Annotated in this window: 20 protein-coding genes; 7 read left to right on the top strand and 13 right to left on the bottom strand. The window is 42.8% G+C overall.

All coding sequences use genetic code 11. The features are described from left to right. Positions 1 to 14: 14 nt before the first annotated feature. The 7 genes from JOD17_RS09540 to JOD17_RS09510 are packed head-to-tail and all read right to left on the bottom strand — an operon-like array spanning position 15 to position 8,036. Entirely contained in the window at positions 15 to 1,520 is a 1,506-nt protein-coding gene (locus tag JOD17_RS09540; RefSeq protein ID WP_204697328.1) for an acetate--CoA ligase, read from the bottom strand. A gap of 37 nt (positions 1,521 to 1,557) precedes the next feature. Next, a complete protein-coding gene (locus JOD17_RS09535; protein WP_204697326.1) occupies positions 1,558 to 3,495 on the bottom strand; it encodes a TRAP transporter fused permease subunit in 1,938 nt (645 codons plus the stop codon). 17 nt (positions 3,496 to 3,512) lie between these two features. Beyond that, positions 3,513 to 3,974 carry a DUF1850 domain-containing protein gene (locus JOD17_RS09530; RefSeq protein ID WP_204697324.1) on the bottom strand — a complete coding sequence of 154 codons (462 nt, stop codon included), beginning with the start codon at positions 3,972 to 3,974 and terminating at the stop codon, positions 3,513 to 3,515. Between the two features lie 24 nt (positions 3,975 to 3,998). Beyond that, positions 3,999 to 5,003, bottom strand: a complete 1,005-nt coding sequence (locus JOD17_RS09525) for a TAXI family TRAP transporter solute-binding subunit (protein ID WP_204697322.1) — start codon at positions 5,001 to 5,003, stop codon at positions 3,999 to 4,001. Positions 5,004 to 5,021: 18 nt separating this feature from the next. Further along, a complete protein-coding gene (locus JOD17_RS09520) occupies positions 5,022 to 6,071 on the bottom strand; it encodes an acyl-CoA dehydrogenase family protein (protein WP_204697320.1) in 1,050 nt (349 codons plus the stop codon). Beyond that, entirely contained in the window at positions 6,071 to 7,231 is a 1,161-nt protein-coding gene (locus tag JOD17_RS09515; RefSeq protein ID WP_204697318.1) for an acyl-CoA dehydrogenase family protein, read from the bottom strand. The genes JOD17_RS09520 and JOD17_RS09515 overlap by 1 nt, the downstream gene beginning before the upstream one ends. 19 nt (positions 7,232 to 7,250) lie before the next feature. Next, positions 7,251 to 8,036, bottom strand: a complete 786-nt coding sequence (locus tag JOD17_RS09510) for an enoyl-CoA hydratase/isomerase family protein (protein WP_204697315.1) — start codon at positions 8,034 to 8,036, stop codon at positions 7,251 to 7,253. A 284-nt stretch (positions 8,037 to 8,320) separates the two neighbouring features. Between JOD17_RS09510 and JOD17_RS09505 the strand changes: the two genes are divergently transcribed. The 3 genes from JOD17_RS09505 to JOD17_RS09495 all read left to right on the top strand — a co-directional run bounded on the left by JOD17_RS09505 (position 8,321) and on the right by JOD17_RS09495 (position 12,212). Then, complete coding sequence (locus JOD17_RS09505; RefSeq protein WP_204697313.1) at positions 8,321 to 9,232, top strand: LysR family transcriptional regulator; 912 nt, start codon at positions 8,321 to 8,323, stop codon at positions 9,230 to 9,232. A gap of 102 nt (positions 9,233 to 9,334) precedes the next feature. Next, positions 9,335 to 10,522 (top strand): CaiB/BaiF CoA transferase family protein, encoded by a 1,188-nt coding sequence (locus JOD17_RS09500; RefSeq protein WP_204697311.1) that lies wholly within the window; start codon positions 9,335 to 9,337, stop codon positions 10,520 to 10,522. A gap of 214 nt (positions 10,523 to 10,736) precedes the next feature. Then, complete coding sequence (locus JOD17_RS09495) at positions 10,737 to 12,212, top strand: amidase (protein WP_204697309.1); 1,476 nt, start codon at positions 10,737 to 10,739, stop codon at positions 12,210 to 12,212. 79 nt (positions 12,213 to 12,291) lie between these two features. Here JOD17_RS09495 and JOD17_RS09490 read toward each other — a convergent pair whose 3' ends face one another. Then, positions 12,292 to 13,788: a gluconokinase gene (locus JOD17_RS09490; RefSeq protein ID WP_204697307.1), complete on the bottom strand. Its 1,497-nt coding sequence runs from the start codon at positions 13,786 to 13,788 to the stop codon at positions 12,292 to 12,294. A 19-nt stretch (positions 13,789 to 13,807) separates the two neighbouring features. Next, the gene (gene gnd / locus JOD17_RS09485) at positions 13,808 to 14,707 is read right to left on the bottom strand and encodes a phosphogluconate dehydrogenase (NAD(+)-dependent, decarboxylating) (protein ID WP_204697305.1); all 900 of its coding nucleotides are present in this window, start codon (positions 14,705 to 14,707) and stop codon (positions 13,808 to 13,810) included. 324 nt (positions 14,708 to 15,031) lie between these two features. Here gnd and dgoD point away from each other — a divergent pair, with 324 nt between their 5' ends. Further along, positions 15,032 to 16,180: a galactonate dehydratase gene (dgoD, locus tag JOD17_RS09480; protein ID WP_204697303.1), complete on the top strand. Its 1,149-nt coding sequence runs from the start codon at positions 15,032 to 15,034 to the stop codon at positions 16,178 to 16,180. A gap of 34 nt (positions 16,181 to 16,214) precedes the next feature. Further along, positions 16,215 to 17,564: a GntP family permease gene (locus JOD17_RS09475; RefSeq protein ID WP_204697301.1), complete on the top strand. Its 1,350-nt coding sequence runs from the start codon at positions 16,215 to 16,217 to the stop codon at positions 17,562 to 17,564. 40 nt (positions 17,565 to 17,604) lie between these two features. On the opposite strand, the gene JOD17_RS09470 is transcribed toward JOD17_RS09475, so the two are convergent. Beyond that, entirely contained in the window at positions 17,605 to 18,453 is an 849-nt protein-coding gene (locus JOD17_RS09470) for a MurR/RpiR family transcriptional regulator (protein WP_204697299.1), read from the bottom strand. A 286-nt stretch (positions 18,454 to 18,739) separates the two neighbouring features. Between JOD17_RS09470 and JOD17_RS09465 the strand changes: the two genes are divergently transcribed. Both JOD17_RS09465 and JOD17_RS09460 read left to right on the top strand, forming a co-directional pair. Continuing rightward, on the top strand, positions 18,740 to 19,576 hold the full coding sequence (locus JOD17_RS09465; protein ID WP_204697297.1) for a hypothetical protein: 837 nt from the start codon (positions 18,740 to 18,742) through the stop codon (positions 19,574 to 19,576). Positions 19,577 to 19,638: 62 nt separating this feature from the next. Beyond that, complete coding sequence (locus JOD17_RS09460) at positions 19,639 to 19,818, top strand: hypothetical protein (RefSeq protein ID WP_042358669.1); 180 nt, start codon at positions 19,639 to 19,641, stop codon at positions 19,816 to 19,818. A gap of 522 nt (positions 19,819 to 20,340) precedes the next feature. Here the strand turns inward: JOD17_RS09460 and JOD17_RS09455 are convergent. The 3 genes from JOD17_RS09455 to JOD17_RS09445 are packed head-to-tail and all read right to left on the bottom strand — an operon-like array spanning position 20,341 to position 23,020. Next, positions 20,341 to 21,393: an ABC transporter substrate-binding protein gene (locus JOD17_RS09455; protein ID WP_204697295.1), complete on the bottom strand. Its 1,053-nt coding sequence runs from the start codon at positions 21,391 to 21,393 to the stop codon at positions 20,341 to 20,343. 19 nt (positions 21,394 to 21,412) lie between these two features. Beyond that, positions 21,413 to 22,267, bottom strand: a complete 855-nt coding sequence (locus tag JOD17_RS09450) for an ABC transporter permease (protein WP_204697293.1) — start codon at positions 22,265 to 22,267, stop codon at positions 21,413 to 21,415. 3 nt (positions 22,268 to 22,270) lie between these two features. Further along, a complete protein-coding gene (locus tag JOD17_RS09445; RefSeq protein WP_204697291.1) occupies positions 22,271 to 23,020 on the bottom strand; it encodes an ATP-binding cassette domain-containing protein in 750 nt (249 codons plus the stop codon). Positions 23,021 to 23,174 lie beyond the last annotated feature (154 nt).

The following is a 23,174-nucleotide window of genomic DNA, read 5'->3' as shown; positions in this document are numbered from 1 at the left end:
AATCTATACGTTCATTATCGCAACTTAAACCGCTGAATCTTCCCACTCGTCGTTTTCGGCAATTCATCCAAGAATTCTACTTTTCTTGGGTATTGGTGCTTGGATAGGTTCGTTTTCACGTGTAGACTTAGTTCTTCCCCAAGTTCATCGCTAGGGCTAGAGTGTTTACTTAAGACGACATAAGCTTTGACGATTTCACCTTTTTGTTCGTCTGGTTCACCAACAACGGCTGCTTCTGTGACGGCGGGGTGTTCGAGTAAAGAGCTTTCAACCTCGAATGGACCGATTCGGTAGCCGGAACTTGTAATAATGTCGTCGGATCGACCTTGGAACCAGTAATATCCTTCTTCATCTTTTAAAGCGAGATCTCCGGTTAGAAACCACTTTCCGCTCATTTTTTCTGCGGTTTTCTCTTCATTGTTCCAATATCCTTTGAAGTAATAGCCATCGTTCGTTGTGTCGATCGCGATTTCACCAACTTCACCGTCAGGTGTTGGATTCCCTTGTGCGTCAAGAAGGGAAATGGTGAATCCGGGCGTTGGAAATCCCATCGAGCCGTTTTTAATCTCCATCGTAATCGCATGGTAGTTGTTGATGACCATACCGACCTCGGTTGCGCCGTAATGATCATGGATATTTATTCCAAGATGCTTTTTGAAAAATCGAATGACCTCGGCATTCAGTGGTTCTCCAGCGCTGCTTAATTTCTTCACTGATAGCGAATGTTTAGTGATAAGCTCAGGACCATCTTGCACCATCATTCGATAGGCAGTAGGCGCATAGGCGAAGTTCGTCACATTGTATTTCTCCATTAAGCGATAATAAGTTTCGCTACTTGGACGACCTTTGTACATGACAATCGGAATTCCAAAACTTAATGGGTTGAAGATCGAATTCTGCAAGCCATATGCCCATCCAGGGTCGGCGCCGCCCATAAAGATATCGCCTTCTTCATAGGCAATTCCATATTTCGAATAAGGGTAAGTGCTGAGTAAGATTTTGTGAGCGTATACGGCTCCTTTTGGCATGCCTGTTGATCCTGATGTGAATTGAATGACAGAAGGGTCGGTTAACGATGTTTCTTCAACATCGTAGTCTACAGGAAATTCATTAACGAGCGAGTGAAAGTCGAGTGAGGGAGTGTCTGGGTTGTCGATGACGATGACTTTACTTGAGTGATCAATCGTTGATAGTTTTTGAGATTGTTCATGGTTTGTAATGAGAACTTTGCTCTCAACGTTTTCCAATCGATAAGAGATCGCGGAGGAGTTGAAAGCTGTAAATAAAGGAACATAGATGGCACCAATTTTCCATGTCGCTAAAACGGTAATAACAAGCTCAATATCTTTACCTAGAAGACATGCCACCCGGTCACCTTTCTTTACGTTTAGGGACTTTAAGGCATGTGCTAATTGGTTCGATTTGTCACGTAACTGTTTGAACGTATATTCGATTTGTTCACCGGACTCGTCTTCCCAATAAACCGCGATAAGTTGAATATGACCGTTGATCGAAAGCATAAAAAAGAGGAAGGCATCAAACCTTCCTAGTTAATGTCTATACGTGTTCACCTTCAGTATTATCTAACAACTGGACATTCCTTTTCTTAAAGATCCAGCGTAAATAACTGAGTACAGCTAGTATAATAAGAAGCCCAATAAGGTCAAGCATAAAACCAGGGGTAATCATGAGTAACGAACCAATTATTAAGATACTTCTTGGAATAATTCTGATGGGTTCGTAAAGATATCCTTCAATGGCAATGGCAAGCCCTACTATACCGATTATGGCAGATAAGCTTCCTATTAAAATAGTTTCAACAGAACCGAGCATGAGAAGACCAGTGTTGAAGACAAACATATACGGGATTATGAATGCAGCGAGACCGATTTTAAGCGCCCACATCGCGGTTCCCATTGGAGAAGTGTTGGCTATCCCTGATGCAATAAATGGTGCGACGGCAACAGGTGGTGTTATCGCTGAAACAATTCCGAAATAGAAGACGAAAAAGTGTGCTGCAAGAGGCTCGACACCCATTGAAACGAGAGCTGGAGCAACGAGCACAGCCAAGATCACATATGCTGCAGTTGTAGGTAAGCCCATACCGAGTATGATTGATGTAATCATCGTTAGGATTAAAAGAAGGATTAAGCTTCCACCTGCTAACGCAACAAGTAAGTTCGAGATGTTTAGACCTAGCCCTGTTAAGTTAATAATTCCAATGACAATACCTGAGACTGCTGTTACGATGACGACAATCATAGAGTTTTTTGCTGATTGGACAAAGCCATCAATTAGTGCTTTTACACTTACTCGTGTCGTCCCACGTAGTTGGGCAACTACGATCAGTGAGAGAAACGACCAGAAAATTGCAAGTGCTGGTGGTAAGTACACTACTGCTAATAAGAATACGAGAATGAGAAGTGGAATGGCTAAATGAATACCGTTTTTAAGTGTTGCTTTTAAATCGGGCATTTCTTTGGCTGGAACACCAATTAACCCTTGCCGTTTTGACTGTAAATGAACGACGACCATTGTCGATAAATAATAGAGAACGGCAGGGATGATCGCAGCAAGAATGATCGTCGTATAAGGTAGGCGTAAAATATCGACCATAATAAAAGCGGCTGCACCCATAATAGGTGGCACGAGCTGTCCACCTGCGGAAGCAACCGACTCTACTGCGCCCGCAAACTTCGGGTTATAACCGAGTCGCTTCATCAATGGAATGGTAACAGGCCCAGTTCCAGATACGTTAGCAGCAGCACTTCCAGATACGGTGCCAAAAAGCGAGCTTCCAATTACGGCTGCCTTTGCAGGTCCGCCTGTCATCCTGCCGAAGAAAGCAATTGAAAGATTTAAAAAGAATTTTCCGGCCCCCGTAACTTCTAAAAATGTCCCGAACATAATAAAGAGAAATACATAACTCGCAGATACTCCGAGTGTGATTCCAAAGATCCCTTCATTCGTTAAAAACATTTGGTTAACAATCCGCTCGAAACCATAGCCACGATGTGATAATAAGCCTGGAAGATACGGTCCGACAAATGCGTATATGAGAAACAATCCTGCAATAAGAGTTAAGGCTTTTCCTGCCATTCTTCTTGTAGCTTCTAGTAGGAGAAAGATCAGCAGTGTTCCGAGTATAAGATCCATTGTATTCGGATTTCCAACTCTTCCAACTAGTTCATAATAGGAAAAGTATGCATAAACGCCAATTCCAAGACTAAGAGCTGCAAAAATCACATCCGTTCCGAGGAGGGTGCGATTTTGTGTCGTAGTCTTCGTAGGAGCAACGCATAGGAATAATAATGTCATACCAAAAGCCAAGTGTACGCTTCGCTGTTGGTATGCAACGAGCATTTCAAAGCCAGCAGTATAGAGATGAAAGAAACAAAAGGCTAGTGATAAGATGATAATGGCGTAACGATGGACACCAACTTCTTTACGATAAGGCGTAGAAAGTAATTGCTCTTTTTTCTCACGTTTCTTCACAAGCCACCACCTCATTTCTAAAATTGAATTACAATCGGTGTTCCTGAATGTGTGTAGTGTTGAATGGTTAGTCGCTCATCATGATAGCCGATGACTAGTGGGTATAAATAAGGGACACGAAAGCGAATAGTGTCAAGTGATTGATTACGTGTAATCTGCCAGTTTCCAAACTGAAAATCATCTTGAAACTTAGCCGTATCTCGTTTATTTCCGTAGTAATTAGCCGCATCAAATGATTCGAATTCAACGTGTTCAAGGAGAAAGCCGTCTTCTTCGACAACGTACATTTCCCATTGTTTTGTTTCGTACATGGAGTGTGTGTATTCAATGTAAAATCTTTCGCCAGGCTCGATGGGAAATGAGACAATCATTTCATTTGTATTTTCATCATAAATTTCAATTGCTTTTGGTTGATTCAATGTGTGACAAGTTATAAATAGGCTTAGTAAAAGAACAAAAAAGAAGAGGAGGTACTTCATGTAAGCCCTCCTTTAATAAGGTTTTTAGTCACTACCAACCACGTTGTATTCACTCGCTTCATCCCAAATTCCTTGCTCTTCAAGAACTTGAACAACAGCTGGATGGAATTCAAGAAGATTGCCTCGGAAAAGGTACTCTGCTTGTTGGTTCCATTCAGCTCCTGCAGGATGACTGTCCTCGATCACTTGATACTGATCAATCAACGTCTCGCTGATCATTGATGCAACATCATCAGGAAGGTCGGCACGTGCAACTAGCATGGTGTTTGCTCCTACTCCTTGTAAGTCGTGGTCGTCGTTAACATGATAGGTTCCTGCTGGAAGAACTTCAGGATAGACTCCTGGTAAATCTTCAAGCTCTTCTAGAATCTCTGGTTCAATTTCTATTAAGCGGATATCTTCAGTCGATTCAAGGTCAACAATCCCTGAAGTAGGGGGACCACCAACAATAATAGCTACATCAATTTGTCCTGCACGAAAGGCATCAATTTGTTCAGCAAAGCTTAAATACATCGGATTGAAGTCATCATAGGACATGTCATGGGCTTCAAGGAGTGGCTCGATGATCTTTATATTCCCACTTCCAGCAGCGCCAACCCCCACGTCTTTCCCTTCAAGATCTTGAAATGAATGGATATCTGAGCTCTCTCGAACAACGATATGTGTGAACATGCCGTGACCGGCAGAGATTTGACGCCATTCTTCAAAAATATCGGGATCTTCTTCTGAGTAACTAAGGATAGTGGGTCCATCTATTAGGATCAAATCCACATCGCCATGGCTGAGTAATCTTGCATTTTCTTCTCCAGCTGCAGTGACTTCAACGCCCAAATTAATGCTAGGTTCATGCGCTTGGAACATGCTGGACATTCCACCCCCGACGAAATAGTAAGTTCCAGCAGTACCGCCAGTTCCAAGGGGAACGTGTGTCGTTCCTGAATCATTGTCATTAGCATCGGTATTTGTACCGTCACAAGCAACAAGTAGACACGTGAAAATCAGGGTGAAAATATATAGACTGCGTTTCATGTTTGAACCTCCTCTTACCTAAAGTTGATTCCACAAGGATTTACTTGAAGAAAGGACGTTTTCACCGATTTGTTTTGCCCAAAATGCCTCAGATCCATATTCATCACGCCATGACCATAACCTTCTCGTGTACTGATGGAGTGGATGTTCATGAGTAAAGCCAATTGCTGCATGAATCTGGTGTGCAATCGGTACCGCTTTTGAAATTGATTGGCTAATATAAGTTTTTGCGATTTTGACCTCGGTTTGGAATTGAATGTTGTCTACAGTAGCTGTTGCAGCGGAATCTGCAATTACGTTTGCAGAGGTAGCAAGACCGGTTAATACGGCAAGCTGTTGTTTAATAGCTTGGAATTTCCCGATCGGTCGACCGAATTGTTGGCGTTCTTTCGCGTGATGGATGGACATCGTGAGAATTTGCTGTAATGCACCTGCCATCATCATCGTTCTTCCTAACAACGTTTCGTGAATAAATTGTGCAGCATGTTCAGGTGTCATTGCTATGACTTGTGATGAATTAATTGAAGTGTTTTGACAAATGACTTTGTTTCTCGATTCACCTGCAATATTTGAATCTGGAGCTGTTGTTGTGAGATTGAGTGGGATTGTGAGCAAATACCACTTACCAGTAGTTGTTTTAACCGGTGACACTAGTTCATCAGCCCATTGAGTGAACGGGACGCGATTGAATGTGCCATTGATAATCCAACCTTCTGAATGTTGTTGAAGATCAACATCTTCATTGATCATACTAATTGTTTGTTTTGTATTAGGAAGCGGGAGTCCAAGCTCGACGTACTGCCAATTTGCAATGATTGACTCTGCTAAAGGAATTGGTGCTGCGAAACTACCAGCGATTTTTAACACGGCAAAGGCGTCAAGCTTTGTAAAGCCACTTCCATCACAGTCTTCTGGAACTCCGATTGTTGTTATTCCCATGCTGTCTAGTTCATTCCAGAATATTTTTGGGAAAATTCCGTTTTCAGAGTCGTTAATTAATTCTTTAGTACAAGTTTGTTTAAACAGTTTTTCTGTCGTGTCAATAAGCATACGTTCGATCGTGATCATTAAAGCCCCAACCCCTTTCCTACAATTGACCGTAAGATTTCAGTTGTACCACCTCGAAGTGTGAAGCCTGGAGAATGCAACATCGCTTTTGCTAGTAATCGTTCATACTGCTGTTCACTATGTGTAGATGGTTCGCTCTCAATAAGCATTCTCGCTGTCTCAATGATCGTATTCTCGAATTGATTCCCAAGGTCTTTTACGAGTGATGCTACAAGACTCGCTGGTTGGTCTTCCTCAAGCAGTTGAGCAATTGAAAAAGACATTCTCCGCAATGTAACGAGTGTTGCTACGAGCTTTCCGATTTCCGTGTAGGCATAGGTAGAATCTGCATCTGCTCTTTGTTTCAATACTGTAATCATCTCTTCAAGTAACGGGTACGTACTTAAAAATCGCTCTGGCCCACTACGTTCAAATGCTAGTTCAGCCATACCTTGTTTCCATCCTTCCCCAAGCTCACCGACGATCATTTCATCGGAGAGGCGAACGTTTTCGAAGAACACTTCATTGAAGTGATGTTCACCTGTCATAAGAGTAATTGGTCGGATGGAGACACCTTTGGCACGAAGGTCAACAATGAATTGGCTTAATCCTTCATGCTTCTTCTCCGTTTGCTTTTCAGTACGACACAGTACAATCATATAGTCTTGAAGGTGGGCGCCACTCGTCCAAATCTTACTACCGTTCAGTAACCATTCGTCACTTTCTTTTACCGCCTTCGTGTGAATGTTAGCTAAATCAGAACCAGCATTCGGTTCACTTAATCCAATAGAGAAGTAAACTTCCCCTTTACAGATTCTTGGCAAAAAAGTCTGTTTTTGATATTCAGTTCCGTATTTTAGAAGTAAAGGACCTGTCTGGCGGTCAGCAATCCAGTGTGCTGCAACGGGTGCTCCGGCTGCGAGCATTTCTTCCGTAACGACATAACGTTTCAAATTGGATTCACCTTGACCGCCGTACTCTTTTGGGAAGGTCATACCAACCCACCCTTTTTCACCCATTTTCATGCTCCATTCTCTAGAGAAACCAGCAAGCCAAGAATCACAATCAGGTTGAAATGATCCAGCATCAAGTTCTTTTTGAATAAATGCTCTTACTTCATGACGAAATTCTGTCAAAGAGTGCGATGCTTTTGAAACTGGCAATTGAAGTGACGCTTCCATAGAATTTCCTCCTTATACGTTAGCGATTTACAAAAGCTGGTTTGCGTTTATCAAGAAAGGCTTGCACGCCCTCTTTGTGATCTTCAGTCGCGGTAATAATCGACATGTGAGAAGAAATTAAATCAAGCGATGTTTCTAAGTCTAATTTCTCTGACTGTCGTGCTGCGCGTTTCATCATGCGAATGGCTACTTGCGGTCCGTCAGCAATCTGTTTCGCTATTACGAGTGTTTCTTCAAGTAACGATTCACGAGGGAACGTATGATTAACTAATCCTATTTCTAATGCTTCCGTTGCATCAACGGCACGCCCAGTCCATAATAATTCAAGCGCTTTGGCTTGCCCTACAATACGAGGAAGAAAGTAAGCCCCACCGTCTCCTGGGATTAATCCAACTTTTACATATCCTTCAGATACTTTTGCCTCAAGCGCCATCGTTCTGAAATCTGCCATTAATGCCATGTCCAAGCCAGCCCCAACGGCTGCACCATTAATCGCCGCAATGACAGGTTTGTCGATTCTATTCATCGTAAAAGCAACACGATGGATGTCTTCCCAAAGCATATTCTTCGCATCGAGTCTTGTTTCGCGCCCTTTTTGTAAATCTTGCATATCGCCGCCAGAACAAAAGGCATCACCATTTCCTGTAACGACAATTACATGCACACGATCGTCACGCTGGGCTGTTTCAAGTGCATCCACCCATTGCGTAATCATTTCAGACGAAAATGCATTTTTCTTTTCGGGCCGGTTTAAGGTAATTAGTTGAATATGCTCGTGTAATTCAATGTGTAAAGGTTCGTTCATTTTCCATACCTCCGTTTTTATTGATTAAGTTTTCTTCGCCGGTACAGCATCGTAGAAACAAAAGTAATTGATAGCGCTTACAAAAAAGCGGTGGGATGTTTTAAAGTAGACAGTTGTTTGTTGAATCTCCAACTTTCACATTTGATGTGTAACAAAACATTGAACCTCTCACTCCTTTTTTTCTATTCTGAATTGTTTTTATCTTAAAGTTTAGTCAATATAATGTCTAATACCGCTTTAAAATAAAACTATAGCTTATTGCTATAAAACAGGAGGTCCTCTCATTGGATATTCGCCAATTGAACTATTTTGTCACGCTTGTAGAGAAGAATAAGTTTGTGGCTGCGGCTGAAGTGCTTCATATCTCGCAACCATCTTTGAGCAACATGATTAAACAGCTGGAAAAGGAGCTAGGATGCAAGTTATTTGAACGAAGTACTCGTGAAATGAAGTTGACGGAACCTGGGGAAGTACTATATCGTCGCGCGGTATTAATTCTTAAACAATTCGAAAGTACATTAAAAGAAATGGAAGATGTTAAAGACACCGGATTTGGAGCTATCGATATCGCTATGATTGAGTCTTCGAAATACTGGATTCCTAAAGTGGCAAAGCAATTTTCTGAGGAGTATTCAAATGTTCAAATTTACTTTAAGGAGATTCGGACAAAGCATATGCGTGATGCATTGATTAGTAATGACGTTCACTTTGCGATCACGACGATGGTAGAGGATTTAGAGGATACGTATGAGCTAACACCGATCTACCGAGAAGAACTTGTCTTAATTTGTCCTGAAAATCATCCTTTTGCTACGAAGTCGAGCATTGACATGGCTAATTTGGAAGGTGAGACATTAATTCTTACGCAAGCAGTTTTCCAAATAACTGAAATCATTAAGCAAGCGATTATTCAATCGGGAATTGATTTAGAAGGAAAATACTATGTTGAACGATTGGATACGGCACGGATGCTTGTTGCAGAAGGATTAGGGGTATGTATCTTGCCAGCTAGTTATCCCAAATATTCACTTCATCAAGGTATCCATACGGTGAAATTAACGAATCCAACCCCTAAAAGGAAAGTGTTTATGGCTTATAACAAAGAACGCTATTATTCACCAGCAGTTATGAGATTTAGGAATTTGATACAGCAGTTTTTTATAAAAGAAGATAATAAGATTGGATTCTTAAAGTAAATTTATTTGTTAAGACTATAAATGTATTCAAAGTTGGTATTAGAAATTATATAAAAGTCAGTTTAGAATGCTCCTTAACAAGAAATATTGTGGAGGGATAACATGAAATCTGCGATGGACGGACTTATTGTACTTGATTTATCTCAAGTTTATCAGGGTCCATATTGTGGGATGTTAATGGCCTATCAGGGAGCAAAAGTAATAAAAATGGAAGCGCTTACCGGGGAGGTGATTCGTCAACGGATCGAAGACAAAAACCCGCATGAGTTTCTCATGTTTAATTCTAATAAACTTGGAATCTCACTTAACTTAAAGTCTTCTGAAGGAGCCGAGATTTTAAAATCCTTAGTTCAACAAGCGGATGTATTAATTGAGAATTTCACTCCTGGGGTGATGGACAGACTTGGTGTCGGGTACAATACGTTAAAGGAAATTAATCCGCGTCTTATTTATGGTTCCGCGACAGGCTTTGGACTTAATGGTCCATACTCCGATTTTCCAGGTATGGACTTAACCGTTCAGGCCATTTCAGGTGTCATGGCTTCAACAGGTTATGAAGGGAAGCCTCCGGTAAAAGCAGGACCTGCAGTTTGTGACATTTTAGGAGGTATTCATTTATATGGAGGTATTGCAACAGCACTTTATGAACGTGAAAAGAGCGGTGTAGGGCAACATGTCGAAGTGTCTATGCATGATGCGACATACCCAGCCCTTGCATCCCCGCTTGCAGGATATTACGAAGGAGAAGGCAAGCGTCCTGAACGAACAGGCAATCGCCATAGTGGTTTACGTATGGCACCATATAATGTCTATCAGACTAAGGATGGTTATGTCGCAATTATATGTGTAACAGAGAAACATTGGGAGCAGTTAACTCGACTTATGGAACGCACTGACCTCATCGGTGCACCGGGTTATGAGAATACGGTTAATCGAGCATTAAACATGGATGTTGTCGATCAAATAATTGAAGATTGGACCAAGGATAAGAGTAAATGGGATTTAATGAAACAACTTAAAGAAGCTAGAGTGCCAAGTTCCCCAGTATTATCAATTGCAGAAGTAGAAGATGACGAACATTTGAAAGCACGAGGTATGATTCAATATGTTGACCACCCTATTCGAGGTCGCTCAAAAGTTCCTGGTTCCCCAATTCGTTTGTCGCGCACGGAACAACAGAAGGTTACACCAGCTCCCCTTGTTGGTGAGCATACTGAACAGGTACTGCAAGATATGCTTCACTACAGCCCTGGAGAACTTGAACGATTGCGTGAAGAGGGAATTATCTAAGAGGTTTCGAAAGCCTTTCCAAGACTACACATGGAAAGGCTTTTTCTAACTCATTGTGTCATATCCTCTAACAAACACCACTCCCCTTCTCACAAACTTTTCTATAATGAAACTATTAAAATGAAGCAGGAAATCTACTGTGCAATCCGTAATTACATATAGAAGTAGATGCGAGCTCTATACCTACCCATACAACGAGAATGGAGTGACCACAATGAACAAAGCGATGAGTTGGACTGAGTTGGAACGTTATGATGCTGTAGGTCTTGCGGAACTTATTGAAAAAGGTGACGTTACGGCTAATGAAGTGGCGAAGCAGTCGCATGAAGCGATTCGTGCATTGGATGATCACGTTAGCAGTGTGGTTGAAGTGTTTGATGATGTCGTAGAGAACCCTTCGAAAGACGGGACGAACCTTGAAGGTTCATTTAAAGGGGTTCCATACTTAATGAAAGATTTAGGACCTACGCTTGCTGGTAGACTTCAAGAGATGGGCTCTAAGTTAATGCAAGGAAATCGAGCCGAAGCGGACAGTTTTTTAACGTCAAAGATTCGAAGTGCAGGTCTTAACATCATCGGGAGAACGACAACACCAGAGTATGGCTTGTGTAGCTCGGCGGAAAATCCAGAGCTTTATGTGACTCGTAATCCGTGGAACCAAGACTATACGAGTTGCGGTTCATCAGCGGGCTCATCGGTAGCCGTCGCAGCAGGAATGGTACCGTTGGCACATGCCTCAGACGGCGGGGGATCGATCCGCATTCCTGCTGGCGTCAATGGCATTATCGGTATGAAGTCATCCCGAGGTGTGTTATCGGTCAGTCCGAATGGGTCAGACTTGATGGGTGTCGTCTCAACACAAGGGTGTGTGTCGAGAACGATTCGTGATTCTGCCATGTTTTATGATGAATGCCGAGGCGGTGCGCCTGGAGAGTTCATGCCGTATTGGTCGCCTGAACAATCATATTCGAGCTTGATTGCACATGATCCGAAGCCACTGCGTATTGCGGTCTCTCATGAATGGGGCGATTACAAAGCAGATCCACACATCGTCTCTGAATTGACCCGTACGGCTGAATTTCTAGAAAGCCTCGGTCACCACGTCGAATGGCAAACACCGAAGGTTGATTTCTATAAAGCCTACCAAGCGCAAACGGACTGTTACATTATGAACTTCTCCCAAGTAATCGCAGGCTTAATGGAACAAAAAGGGCTAAAAGAACCTCCTTCAGACTTGATAGAACCGATGTGTATTCGTGTATGGGAAGAAGGCATTGATGCAACGTATTCAAAGCGCGCGGCGATGCAAGCGCAATTTAATGACGTGTCTCGTCAAGTCGGAATGTTCTTAGAAGAGTGGGATATCATTCTTACCCCGACGATGGCGAAGCCGACCCCTGCAATTAGTACGAAAGAGTACATGACAACAAGTGAGGAGCCAAACGTCTATGACTGGTTCCAGAATTTGTGGAGCATCTTTTCATTCACCCCGATCGCAAACGTGACAGGGATTCCAGGTATCTCATTGCCGATGGCAACACTTGAGAACGGGTTACCACTCGGTATGCATTTCTTAACTCGCCAAGCGAATGATGGGTTACTTTTGCAGCTTGGTGCTCAGATTGAGCGGGCCTTAGACGGTGCGTGGAACGGGGGAAATAAGCCGGAAGTGCATGTGTCGAAGTTGTAAGAGGTTCAACATCCTGTAAAGGGGCGTGACATAAAAAAGTTCGGCTCATTCTGGATCAATGAGCCGAACTTTTTTATACTTAGATCCAAACGCCTTTTTTCTGTTGCAACGCATACAGTCGCTCATAATGTGGAGATAAGCTTCGGATTAATTCGAGATACAATGAGCTGTAATCGCGATAGAGTGATGCCGAAGTTTCGTTTGGGATCACTTTCTCATCCACGTGTTGATGCTGTTTGAAATGAGAAAGTGACTCAATGTCACCGAGTGTATACATGCTTAGAATGACGGCGCCGAGCGCGGAGCTTTCGTAAGACTTTGCGAAATGAAGCGGCTGGTCGAAGATGTCTGCTGCCATCTGCTTCCAAGTCTCTGAGCGAGAGAAGCCTCCAGAAGCATAGATGGAACCAGGAAATCCAATTAATTCTTGTAAGGCGAGTAACACGCTGTAAATATTAAACGTAACCCCTTCAAGTGCCGCACGAATCATATCTTCTCGCGTATGTGTACGGGTCAGACCAATATAAGAAGCCGTCGCTTCAGGGTTCCAAAGCGGTGCCCGTTCTCCGGTAAGGAATGGTATAAAGAACAACCCGTTTGATCCAGCAGGGACACGGTCAGCTAACGCTAATACCGCTTCTGCTGCTTGATCACTAGAGATCGTTTCATCTTTTACGAGTTCTTCCACGACCCATTGCAGCGCAATGCCTCCATTATTAATGGGTCCACCGATAATCCAAAGGTCGTCAGTGAGTAAGTAACAGAACGTCCTTCCTTTCGCATCAACATGGGGTGTGGAAGAGGCGCTTCGTATGGCAGCACTCGTACCAATCGTTAACGCAACTTCACCTTCGTTGATGGCACCGACTCCGAGGTTGGACAAAACGCCGTCGCTCGCACCGATGATATAAGGAATATGATCCTTATAAAATGTAAAAGACGTTGGCACGAGTTCTGGAAGCTGTTCGATCGTAATCCCAGCATAGGTCATGATCTCTTGATCCCACGCCCGTTCATGAATGTTCATCAAGCCTGTCGCGCTAGCAATCGATTCATCCATGACAAATTCACCGAAAAGCTGATAGAAGATGTATTCTTTAATGCCAATCACTTTGGCAGTACGATTGAGAAGCTCAGGTTCATGCGTTTTCATCCATAAGAGCTTTGCAAAAGGAGACATCGGGTGAATCGGTGTACCGGTACGTTCATAGAACTGTTGGCCAGAATCCGAATGTTGCAATGCTTTCGTCTCGGCTGAACTTCTTTTGTCCGCCCAGGTGATGAGGTTCGTTAGTGGTCGCCCTTGACTGTCGACACACATCAGGCTGTGCATGGCAGAGCTAAAGCTGACTGCACGAAGTTCATTTACATCTTCATTAGAAAAGGCGATGGCTTGCTCAAGAACAGAGATGGTCTTCTTATAAATAAGATCAGGGTCTTGTTCGGCAGTATCGGGAGTTGGACTCTGCATCGGATACGTTTCGTATGCTTTGTACCGCTCCTGACCTTTTTCGTCGAATACGACCGCTTTTACACCGGTTGTGCCGATGTCAACACCGATATAATCAACATGCATCTAGATCACCTGCTTTTCGTTACTCGTTTTTCTCTACGGCATGCCCGCCGAATTGATGTCTTAGTGCAGCAACAACTTTTCCATGAAATGGATTTTCATCCAGGGAACGATAACGCATTAATTGTGACATGGCGATCACTGGCGCACTGGCTTGATAGTCAAGAGCGGCTTCTACTGTCCATTTTCCTTCTCCAGAAGAATGCATTACCCCTTTAATGCTATCAAGCTTCGGCTCTTCTTTGAAAGCTTCTGCGGTTAATTCCATGAGCCAACCACGAATGACAGAACCATGGTTCCACATATCCGCGACGCTATGATAATCATATTCAAAAGGGCCTTTCTCTAGTAACTCAAACCCTTCTCCAATACTTTGCATCATCCCGTATTCAATGCCGTTGTGAATCATTTTCAAATAATGACCGCTTCCCACTCCTCCAGTAAGTAAGAATCCATCTTCGATTGTAATCGCTTCGAAAATTTCCTTTACGCGTTCAGCGGCTTGTTCGTCTGCCCCAACCATCGCACATAAACCATTTCTAGCACCAGATACTCCGCCAGAAGTTCCACTGTCCGCGAACAGAATTCCAGTCTCTTTTAATTGTTCATGGCGACGTAATGTATCTCGGTAATGAGCATTCCCTGCATCAATGATTAGATCATTTGGCGATAGCTTTTCGCGAAGTTCTTGAAAAACACTCTCCGTAATATCGCCGGCAGGAACGAGCAAGATGATCGTTCGTGGCGTCTCGAGCTTATTTAGCAGTTCGTCAATTGAAGTTGCGGCTTGACCGCCAGCTTCTCTTAAAGCGTTCATCGCTTCTTCTTGTTGGTCCATTCCAACGACATTGATGCTACGGTCGATAAGTTGTAGGGAAAGGGGCAATCCCATCTTCCCTAATCCGATAATTCCTACGTTCATAAAAACGCCTCCAAGTAGTGGTGTTACTTGTATGTTATTAAAATTATTTTCATTTGTAAATTAAAATAAGAAAATATATTTCATTTTACGTCAACTAATGATACGATTCATACAATTACAGAAAAAATGGTTTCAATTTTATAAAGAGGATAATGATTCTCCTCAATGGTATGGAGAATGTTACATGAAAAATGTAATGCAAAGGGGGCCATCATATCTTCGTTCGTGCACTAGAAGAAGTGAAGATGATTATTTTTTAACATGATCTCTGAAAGCGCAATCATGACTAAAAGCAATCTTACAAAAGAGAAAGGAAGAGGATCTATGAAAATCGTAAGCTATGAATTGTTCCAGGTGCCACCGCGCTGGTTGTTTCTTAAAATCGAGACGGATGAAGGACTAACGGGGTGGGGAGAGCCGATCATTGAAGGCCGAGCTGCAACGGTGAAAGCAGCCGTCCACGAGTTAATGGAATACCTTGTCGGGAAAAATCCACTCCACATTGAAGATCATTGGAATGTGATGTATCGTTCAGGATTTTATCGTGGTGGCCCGATCTTGATGAGCGCCATTTCCGGGATTGACCAAGCGCTTTGGGATATCAAAGGAAAATATTATTCCGCACCTGTCCATGAATTGTTAGGCGGGAAAGCCCGAGAGTCGATCAAAGTCTATTCATGGATTGGTGGCGATCGTCCTTCAGAAGTTGGCAAGGAAGCGAAGAAGGTTGTCGACCAAGGATTCACGGCAGTGAAGATGAATGGAACGGACGAACTTCAATATGTCGATTCTTATGAAAAAATTGATCGCGTGTTGGAGAATGTAGCAGCGATTCGTGAAGCAGTAGGCCCCTATATCGGAATTGGCATCGACTTCCACGGTAGAGTGCATAAGCCGATGGCGAAGATTCTTGCGAAAGAACTAGAACAGTTCCGCCCGATGTTCATTGAGGAGCCGGTACTACCAGAGAACAACGAAGCGTTGCGCGAGATTGCGAATCATACGGTCATTCCAATTGCTACAGGCGAGCGCATGTACTCAAAGTGGGATTTTAAGACGATTCTTAAAGATGGTTATGTGGATATCATTCAACCAGACTTGTCACATGCCGGTGGGATTACGGAGAATAAGAAAATTATTTCCATGGCTGAAGCATTTGATGTTGCGGCTGCACCTCATTGTCCACTCGGTCCGATTGCACTGGCTTCTTGCCTGCAAGTGGACGCAACGTGCCACAATGCCTTTATTCAAGAACAGAGCCTTGGCATTCACTATAACCAAGGGTCGGACTTACTTGATTATCTCACCGATGCGACGGTGTTTAACTATAAAGATGGGCATGTGAAGATTCCTGATAGACCAGGGCTTGGCATTGACATTAATGAGGACCACGTCCGCAAAATGAGCGAAGAAGGTCACAACTGGCGCAATCCTGTGTGGAGACATGAAGACCGTAGCATTGCAGAGTGGTAGACAAAGAATAACTGGATAAAAGAAGGGATAAAACATGTCAGGTGTAAGTTTAATTCTTATTACGATCTTAGGGATCGGCTTACTTTTATACTTAATTATACGCTCTAAAATGCAAGCGTTTTTGGCTCTTTTGTTAGCGAGTATCTTTATTGGGTTGATGGCTGGTATGGATCCGATGTCGCTACTTGTGACAATCGAGGAAGGCATGGGCGGGGCACTAGGCTTTATCGCGATTGTAGTTGGGCTTGGTGCGATGTTTGGTGAAGTGCTCCGAACGTCTGGCGGTGCTGAAAGACTCGCGTTCACCCTCATTGATACGTTTGGTGAGAAACGTGCGCAGTGGGCACTCGGTTTTACCGGATTAATCGTCGCGATCCCAGTATTCCTTGATGTCGCGCTCGTAATTCTTATTCCAATCGTTTACAGCTTAGCGATGCGAACTGGAAAATCATTGCTGTTTTATGCGATTCCCCTTTTGGCAGGGTTAGCTGTCGCTCACAGCTTCGTCCCTCCGACACCGGGACCGATTGCAGTTGCGCAAATTCTAGGTGTAGATTTAGCGTGGATGCTGATCTTTGGTTTTGTCGCAGGAATCCCTGCGATGATTATCGGTGGACCGCTGTTTGGACGTTACATCGGAAATCGGATTCACGTTCCTGTACCTGACCACGTCATTGAACGTGCGGAAGCGGAAGGGCAAGAGAATAAGAATATGCCTTCGTTCAAACTGATTCTGTTCATTATCTTATTGCCGCTTCTATTAATTTTGGCAAACACGATCGGTGAACAATTCTTAGAAGAGGGACTTCTTCAGGAAATTCTTATGTTTCTTGGTCACCCGTTCTTAGCATTAATTATTGCAACGCTGTTTGCGCTCCACTTCCTAGGGAGAAAACGTGGTGTATCGAAAGAAGAATTACAGAATATGTCTACAAAAGCACTCGAGCCAGCTGGTATTGTGATCTTAATTACAGGAGCCGGTGGGGTATTCAGTGAAGTTCTGATCCAGAGCGGTGTTGGTGATGTGATGGGCGAACTTATGGCATCTTCAGGGTTCCCACTCGTCTTACTTGCCTTTCTAATAGCAACAGGTGTGCGAGTCGCGCAAGGTTCAGCAACGGTAGCAATGCTAACAGCAGCAGGGCTCATAGCGCCAATTGTGAATCTTGTTGATTTGACGCAACCCTCACTTGCGCTTATTGCAGTCGCGATTGCGTGTGGTGCAACCGTATTGTCTCACGTGAACGACTCAGGATTCTGGCTCGTTAACCGTTTCTTAGGAATGTCAGAAAAGGACACGTTAAAGTCTTGGACCGTCATGGAAACAATTATCGGCGGTGTAGGTTTTCTCGTCGTATTTATCCTCAGTTTCTTCTTCAATTAACAGACGAAAAGAGAGCAAAGATGCTCTCTTTTTTTGCGCCTTAGTATCTTTTCGTAGCGATGGACTCGCGAATTTTATCTAAATTATGGAGTGTCGTGTCTTTCATTTGCAAGGCAGACAATACATAAAGTACGTCGATTAATGCGAGCTGGACCATTCTCGATGCCATGGCTTCAGAACGAAACAGGGATTCTCTGGCACTGGTTGTTAATGTGTAATCCGCAACCTTTGTTAATGGCGAAGATGTATGCCCAGATATCGCTATTGTAACAGCACCGCCTGCTTTTGCTGTTTTTAGTGCGTCCACAACATCGCGATTACTGCCGCTATTCGAAATCCCAATGGCTGTGCTGCCTTCAGTTAATAAGGAGGCACTCATCATTTGCTGATGACTGTCGCTGAACGCTTGAATCGGAATGCCAAAGCGCATGAATTTGTGATAAGCATCTTCGGCTACGACCCCAGAACCACCGGACCCATAGAGGTCAATGCGCTTGCTTTGGGTAATGATGGTCGCCACCGTCTGCAACGTTTCTTCATTAATAAGAGCCAATGTATCATCCATGGCACGCTTATGTTCTGTGAAGATTTTGGAAGCAAGCGTTGCAGCGTCGTCTTCGAAAGAAACGGATTCATGAATGTTTGCTTCTTCTTTTACAATTTGTCTGGCGAGTGAGATCTTTAAATCTTGGAAGCCTTGATAACCGAGACGCTTGCTGAAACGGTACACCGTAGCATCTGCAACACCACTGGCTTCCGCAAGTTCTGAAATTGAAAAGTAGACCGCTTTATCCGGAGAAGACAAAATGAAATCGGCCACCTTCTTCTCTTTGTCTGATAACGATGAATAATAAGAGCGAATGGTTTGTAAACAGGCGTTTGTCGTCAAAATATCCCTGCTTTCATGCTTAATCTATCTCGCAGTATAGCACAAGTGATGTGGACATAGGAATGTAGCTTACGCTTTGTGTGAGCATGTATGTTCCGGGTTTGAAGATGAACGGGAAATTCAGTACTTCTTAGAAATGCCATTTTTTTGAATTGTTTCTATGTTGCTGGTGGGCTTTTGCTATACAATGTAATTATAGGATTAACGGAAGATTTAAACTCATAGAGATATGATAGAAACTCATGTAACACAACTTCTTTACAAACAAGAAGCGGGGATCTGATATATGAGAGCTTTTAATCTTTTCTTATTAAATCTACAAAATGAGTTACCTAAACATCGCCAGATGATTAGGATCGGAAGCTATATGTTTTTTATCGTGTTGTCTTTTTTAGCTTTTATAATCACAACAATAAATTATTTCAATAACCCCTTAATCGAGGATCTATCTGCAAATCAGTACTATATTGCTCCCTTCATCGTTGGGTTTTTAGGCGCGGCAATTGTTCTAGTATTTGGTTTTTTCTTTACGAATGTTCTTCTGTTGGTTTCATCAAAGAAAATTCGTTTTTTTAATGTTGAGATTGAATTTGATACGAGTGAAATTGCTGAGAAAAAGGCAGGTCAGACGATCAATTACTTATCTAAAGTCATCGAATCTCATAGATATGCCTTAGCTAAAATGAGAGCCGAGGATCGAAGGTCTCATTTAGCGATCTTAATGGAAGTTATGAGGTCGTACCAAACGCAATTAAGAGCAGCATATGACGACCATGAGATTGAAGTGAAAGTATATACTGAAAGTCATGATTTTACTAAAGGGCAGAGCTTATTAATTGCTGATCTTCAGTATTTAGAAGGTAAACAAAAGATCGCCTATAAAAATCGAATCAAAAGAAAATCAACGAACTTAATGATTGCTGAAACAAAAGTAGAAGAAGTGGTAGAGGATGATGAATTGATTATCCCTTTCGAACAAACGGTGTATATCGTAGTTTCAAGAAACATCGAAGATCTGTTTGATGATTTGGATACGAATACACTTAAAGGCCTTATTCATTATGCAGAAGTGGTGAAGAACGAAATTGAAATGTTAGATATAGTGGAGTATGATTATGAGTAAGAATGATAGGGTAATGGGTTATAAATCGTTGATTTCTAACTAGTAGAAAGGGGAGCTGTTTTATGCAAAGCGAAGTAGCGACAAAAGCACGCCGGTTATCCCCAACTCAAAGGAAACGTCGAAGAGAAGCCATACTTGCAAAATACAGAGACCCACAATCAATGGACTCTTCAGAAACAGTAGAACAACGAATTAGCCGTCTCCATTTGGGGAAAGAAATCGCGGACAAGTATATTAAATAAAAAAGAGAGAAAGGGATGTTAAGATCCCTTTCTCTTTTCGTTTTTCTCTGGTTCGTAAACATAATGAGAATAGGGCTTGCCATTCTTCAAGTTGTTTCCACGAACCAGTGTGTTCGTCGTATTTTCTATTTTAAATTTGTCTAGTAACCGTTTCTTCTTAGAGCTCAAAACAATCTCCCCTCTCTTATCCGATAGCTTGGTCAAAATCAAAGGGAAGTAAACATGAGGCCCTTAGAACAAACGTCGAATGGTTATAGAGAGGATTAAGGTATTCTTTTTCATGATCCTAATACTTTTAGCTTCAAGCTAAGAGATTAGTGATGAGTGATCCAAGTTCAGTGATTTGGTTCGTACCGAGTACAGATTCAGGGGTCAAATCGCCCTAATGTTGGACACGATAAAAAGGTTCGCCAGATCGACGAAGCGATTGAGGCAAGATTAATTAGGGTGGGAGTATGACATTCGAAGTTATAAAAACGAAAGCGAGTCTACGGGTATAGATGCCGCAGACTCGCTTTGTTATTAGTCGTTCAACACTTCTTCTAACAACGTGAAATCGGTATAATCCTCAAATGCCGGTACGTCACGAATGCTATCCATGTTATGAAGGTGTTCGGCAATGACGTCTGAACCTTCTCTTAGGTCATCGGTAACTTCCATAGAATAATCATTGCGTTCCATAATTTCTTCAATTTGTTCTCGTGGTAAGTGTTCGATAACATCATCCATAATATTTAGTGCGCCTTCACGGTCTTCATTAATGTATTCAGTCGCACGATGTAGAGCACGAAGCAGTGCTTTTACCGTATTCGGGTTGTCTTCTAGAAAATCTTCTGTTACTTGGAATGTTGAGTAATATTGCATCCAATCGACGTCACCTTGTACTTCTGGCATTTCAGAAACGCTGCCACTGAACAAGAATTCTGCGCCCAGATCTACACCTGTTGTAACCCATGGCTCCCATGCGGCCATAATGTCGATGTTGCCGTTATCAAGAGTCGCAATTTGGTCTGTCGGAGACATGTTGATAAAGTCCACTTCATCCATATTCACTCCGAGTTCATCGGCCATGTTTTGCAAGGCAATTGTAACCCCGGCACCTTGTACCATTCCAATCGTGGCACCTTCAATATCTTGAGCACTGTTGATTTCATAATCAGGGTGAGCAATGACCGCTTGTGTGCCTGAGATGTTTGCCATTGGCGCAATGATGACATTGTCGACACCTGATGAGGAAAGCGTAATGTTCGTAATCGTCGTCTCAAAACTTGCGTAGGCGTCACCGCTTGCGATTAACGGGCCGATGTCGGGACCAGATTGCACGATATTACTTTCCACTGTTAATCCTTCATCTTCAAAAAATCCCATTTCTTCAGCGATCATTTGTTGAGCAGACACTTGTGTATCAACAACTCCGTACAACGTTACTTCAGTCGTCTCTAATTCTTCGGATGCGCTCGCCTCATTGTCTGGTTCTTCAGATGTTTCATTGCTCTGAGGCTCGTCACTTCCGCATGCTGCAAGCGTTAAAGCGGCCCCTGTAACAAGTGCAAAGCTTAAACGATTCTTTTTCATGATCATAACCCCCTTATGATTATTTGCTAATGGCATCGTTCATTTGTGTACCTTGTCTCCACTTGAACAACCTTTTTTCAATGAAACTTAAAATCAGTGCGAAGATAGAATAGAGCACACCGATTAGTGCGGCTGCTAAAAACATATTGTCCATTTGAAAGAAGTTACGCGAATCGATAATCAGATAACCAAGACCAGAAAACGCTCCGATCATTTCTGCAACGACCATTGCCGAAAAAGAAATCGCTAGGGTGACTCTCATACCGACAAAAATCGGAGGAAGAGCAGAAGGTAAGATCACACTTTTGAACACTTGCCATTGATTGGCTCCGAGAGATAATGCTGAGCGAACGAGTAGCGGATTGACATTACGTATGCCATCGACGGTATAAGCAATCATTGGAATGGCAGTTGCGTATGTAATTAATGTGAGTTTTGACAGTTCGCCAACGCCCATCCAAATAATGAAGATCGGTAATAATGCAAATGGTGGGATTGGACCGATTATATTAATGAGGGGTTCGAGTGCGTTCTGAACCAATTTCACTTTTGCGATTAAAAAGTCGAGTACAACAGCAATAACAACTCCGAGAATAAAACCAACACCAAGTCGCCATGTACTTGACCAAATGTGAGTGAAGAGAACACCTTGATCATGCAAATGAAGTGCAGCTCCGAGCACGTCAACAGGTGTGGGGAGAAAAGTAGGGTTAAACCATTCAAAGTGTGCATTGATCATCCCGATAATTTGCCATAAAGCGAAGAAGCCGGCGATCGTCATCATACGTGACAGGCTATCTTTTCGTTCTGTTGTAAAAAAATGGGAGGTCATTGAATTTTTTAAGGAAAGCTTTTCATTCGTACCAACAGTCATGGTTTATGCCCTCGCTTTCTCTTCAATTAAGATTGAACTAAGTTCATCAACGAGGGATAAGAACTGTGGATGTTTCGCGTCGCGAGGTCGATCGAGATGAACTTCAATGTTGGATGCAATTTTCCCTTGCTTCATGACAAGAATTCGGTCTGCCAAATGCACCGCTTCCGCGATGCTATGTGTAACAAAAACGACCATCGTTCGTAAATGCATCCAGATGTTCAACAGTTCTTTACGCATCGTCTCGCGAGTCAATATGTCGAGGGCTCCAAACGGCTCGTCCATCAGCAGAATTTTCGGTTCATTTGCAAGTGCACGGGCAATTCCGACACGCTGCTTCATGCCACCTGAAAGTTGACTAGGATATTGATCGGCGGCGTCTTCAAGATTGACAAGGGCTAAGTATTTCTTTGCAATTTGTTGAGACTCTTCCTTAGGCTTTCCTTGAAATGTCGGTCCAAGGGCAATGTTCTCAAGAACTGTATACCAAGGAAAAAGGGCATGCTCTTGAAAAACGACGCCACGTTCTTGATCAGGACCATTAATTTGTTCGCCATTGACGGTCATTAACCCGTCATCAGGAGAAGCGAAACCGGCAATCATGTTTAAGAGTGTCGATTTCCCACATCCACTATGACCGAGGACACAAACAAATTCGTTGTCTTTACTTTCAAACGTAATGTCTTGCAATACAGGTTTGATGCCATGTTCTGATGGAAACGACTTACTTACGTCTTTTACGACTAAGCCCACACTTTCACCTCATTACGATTAGATTTGAACATAGTCTATCAAGACGTGTAAGAAAATCATTGTGTAGAATAACTAAAAAAAAATTCGTGATTGTAGGAAACTCATTTAACGCAATACAAGAAGAAAAGGGTAGCTTTACCCATCGTCTGAAACA

This window comes from Geomicrobium sediminis (assembly GCF_016908595.1).
GTDB lineage: Bacteria > Bacillota > Bacilli > Bacillales > Marinococcaceae > Geomicrobium_A > Geomicrobium_A sediminis.
Note: the sequence above shows the minus strand (reverse complement) of the source record. Positions and strands in the feature narration are given on the sequence as shown.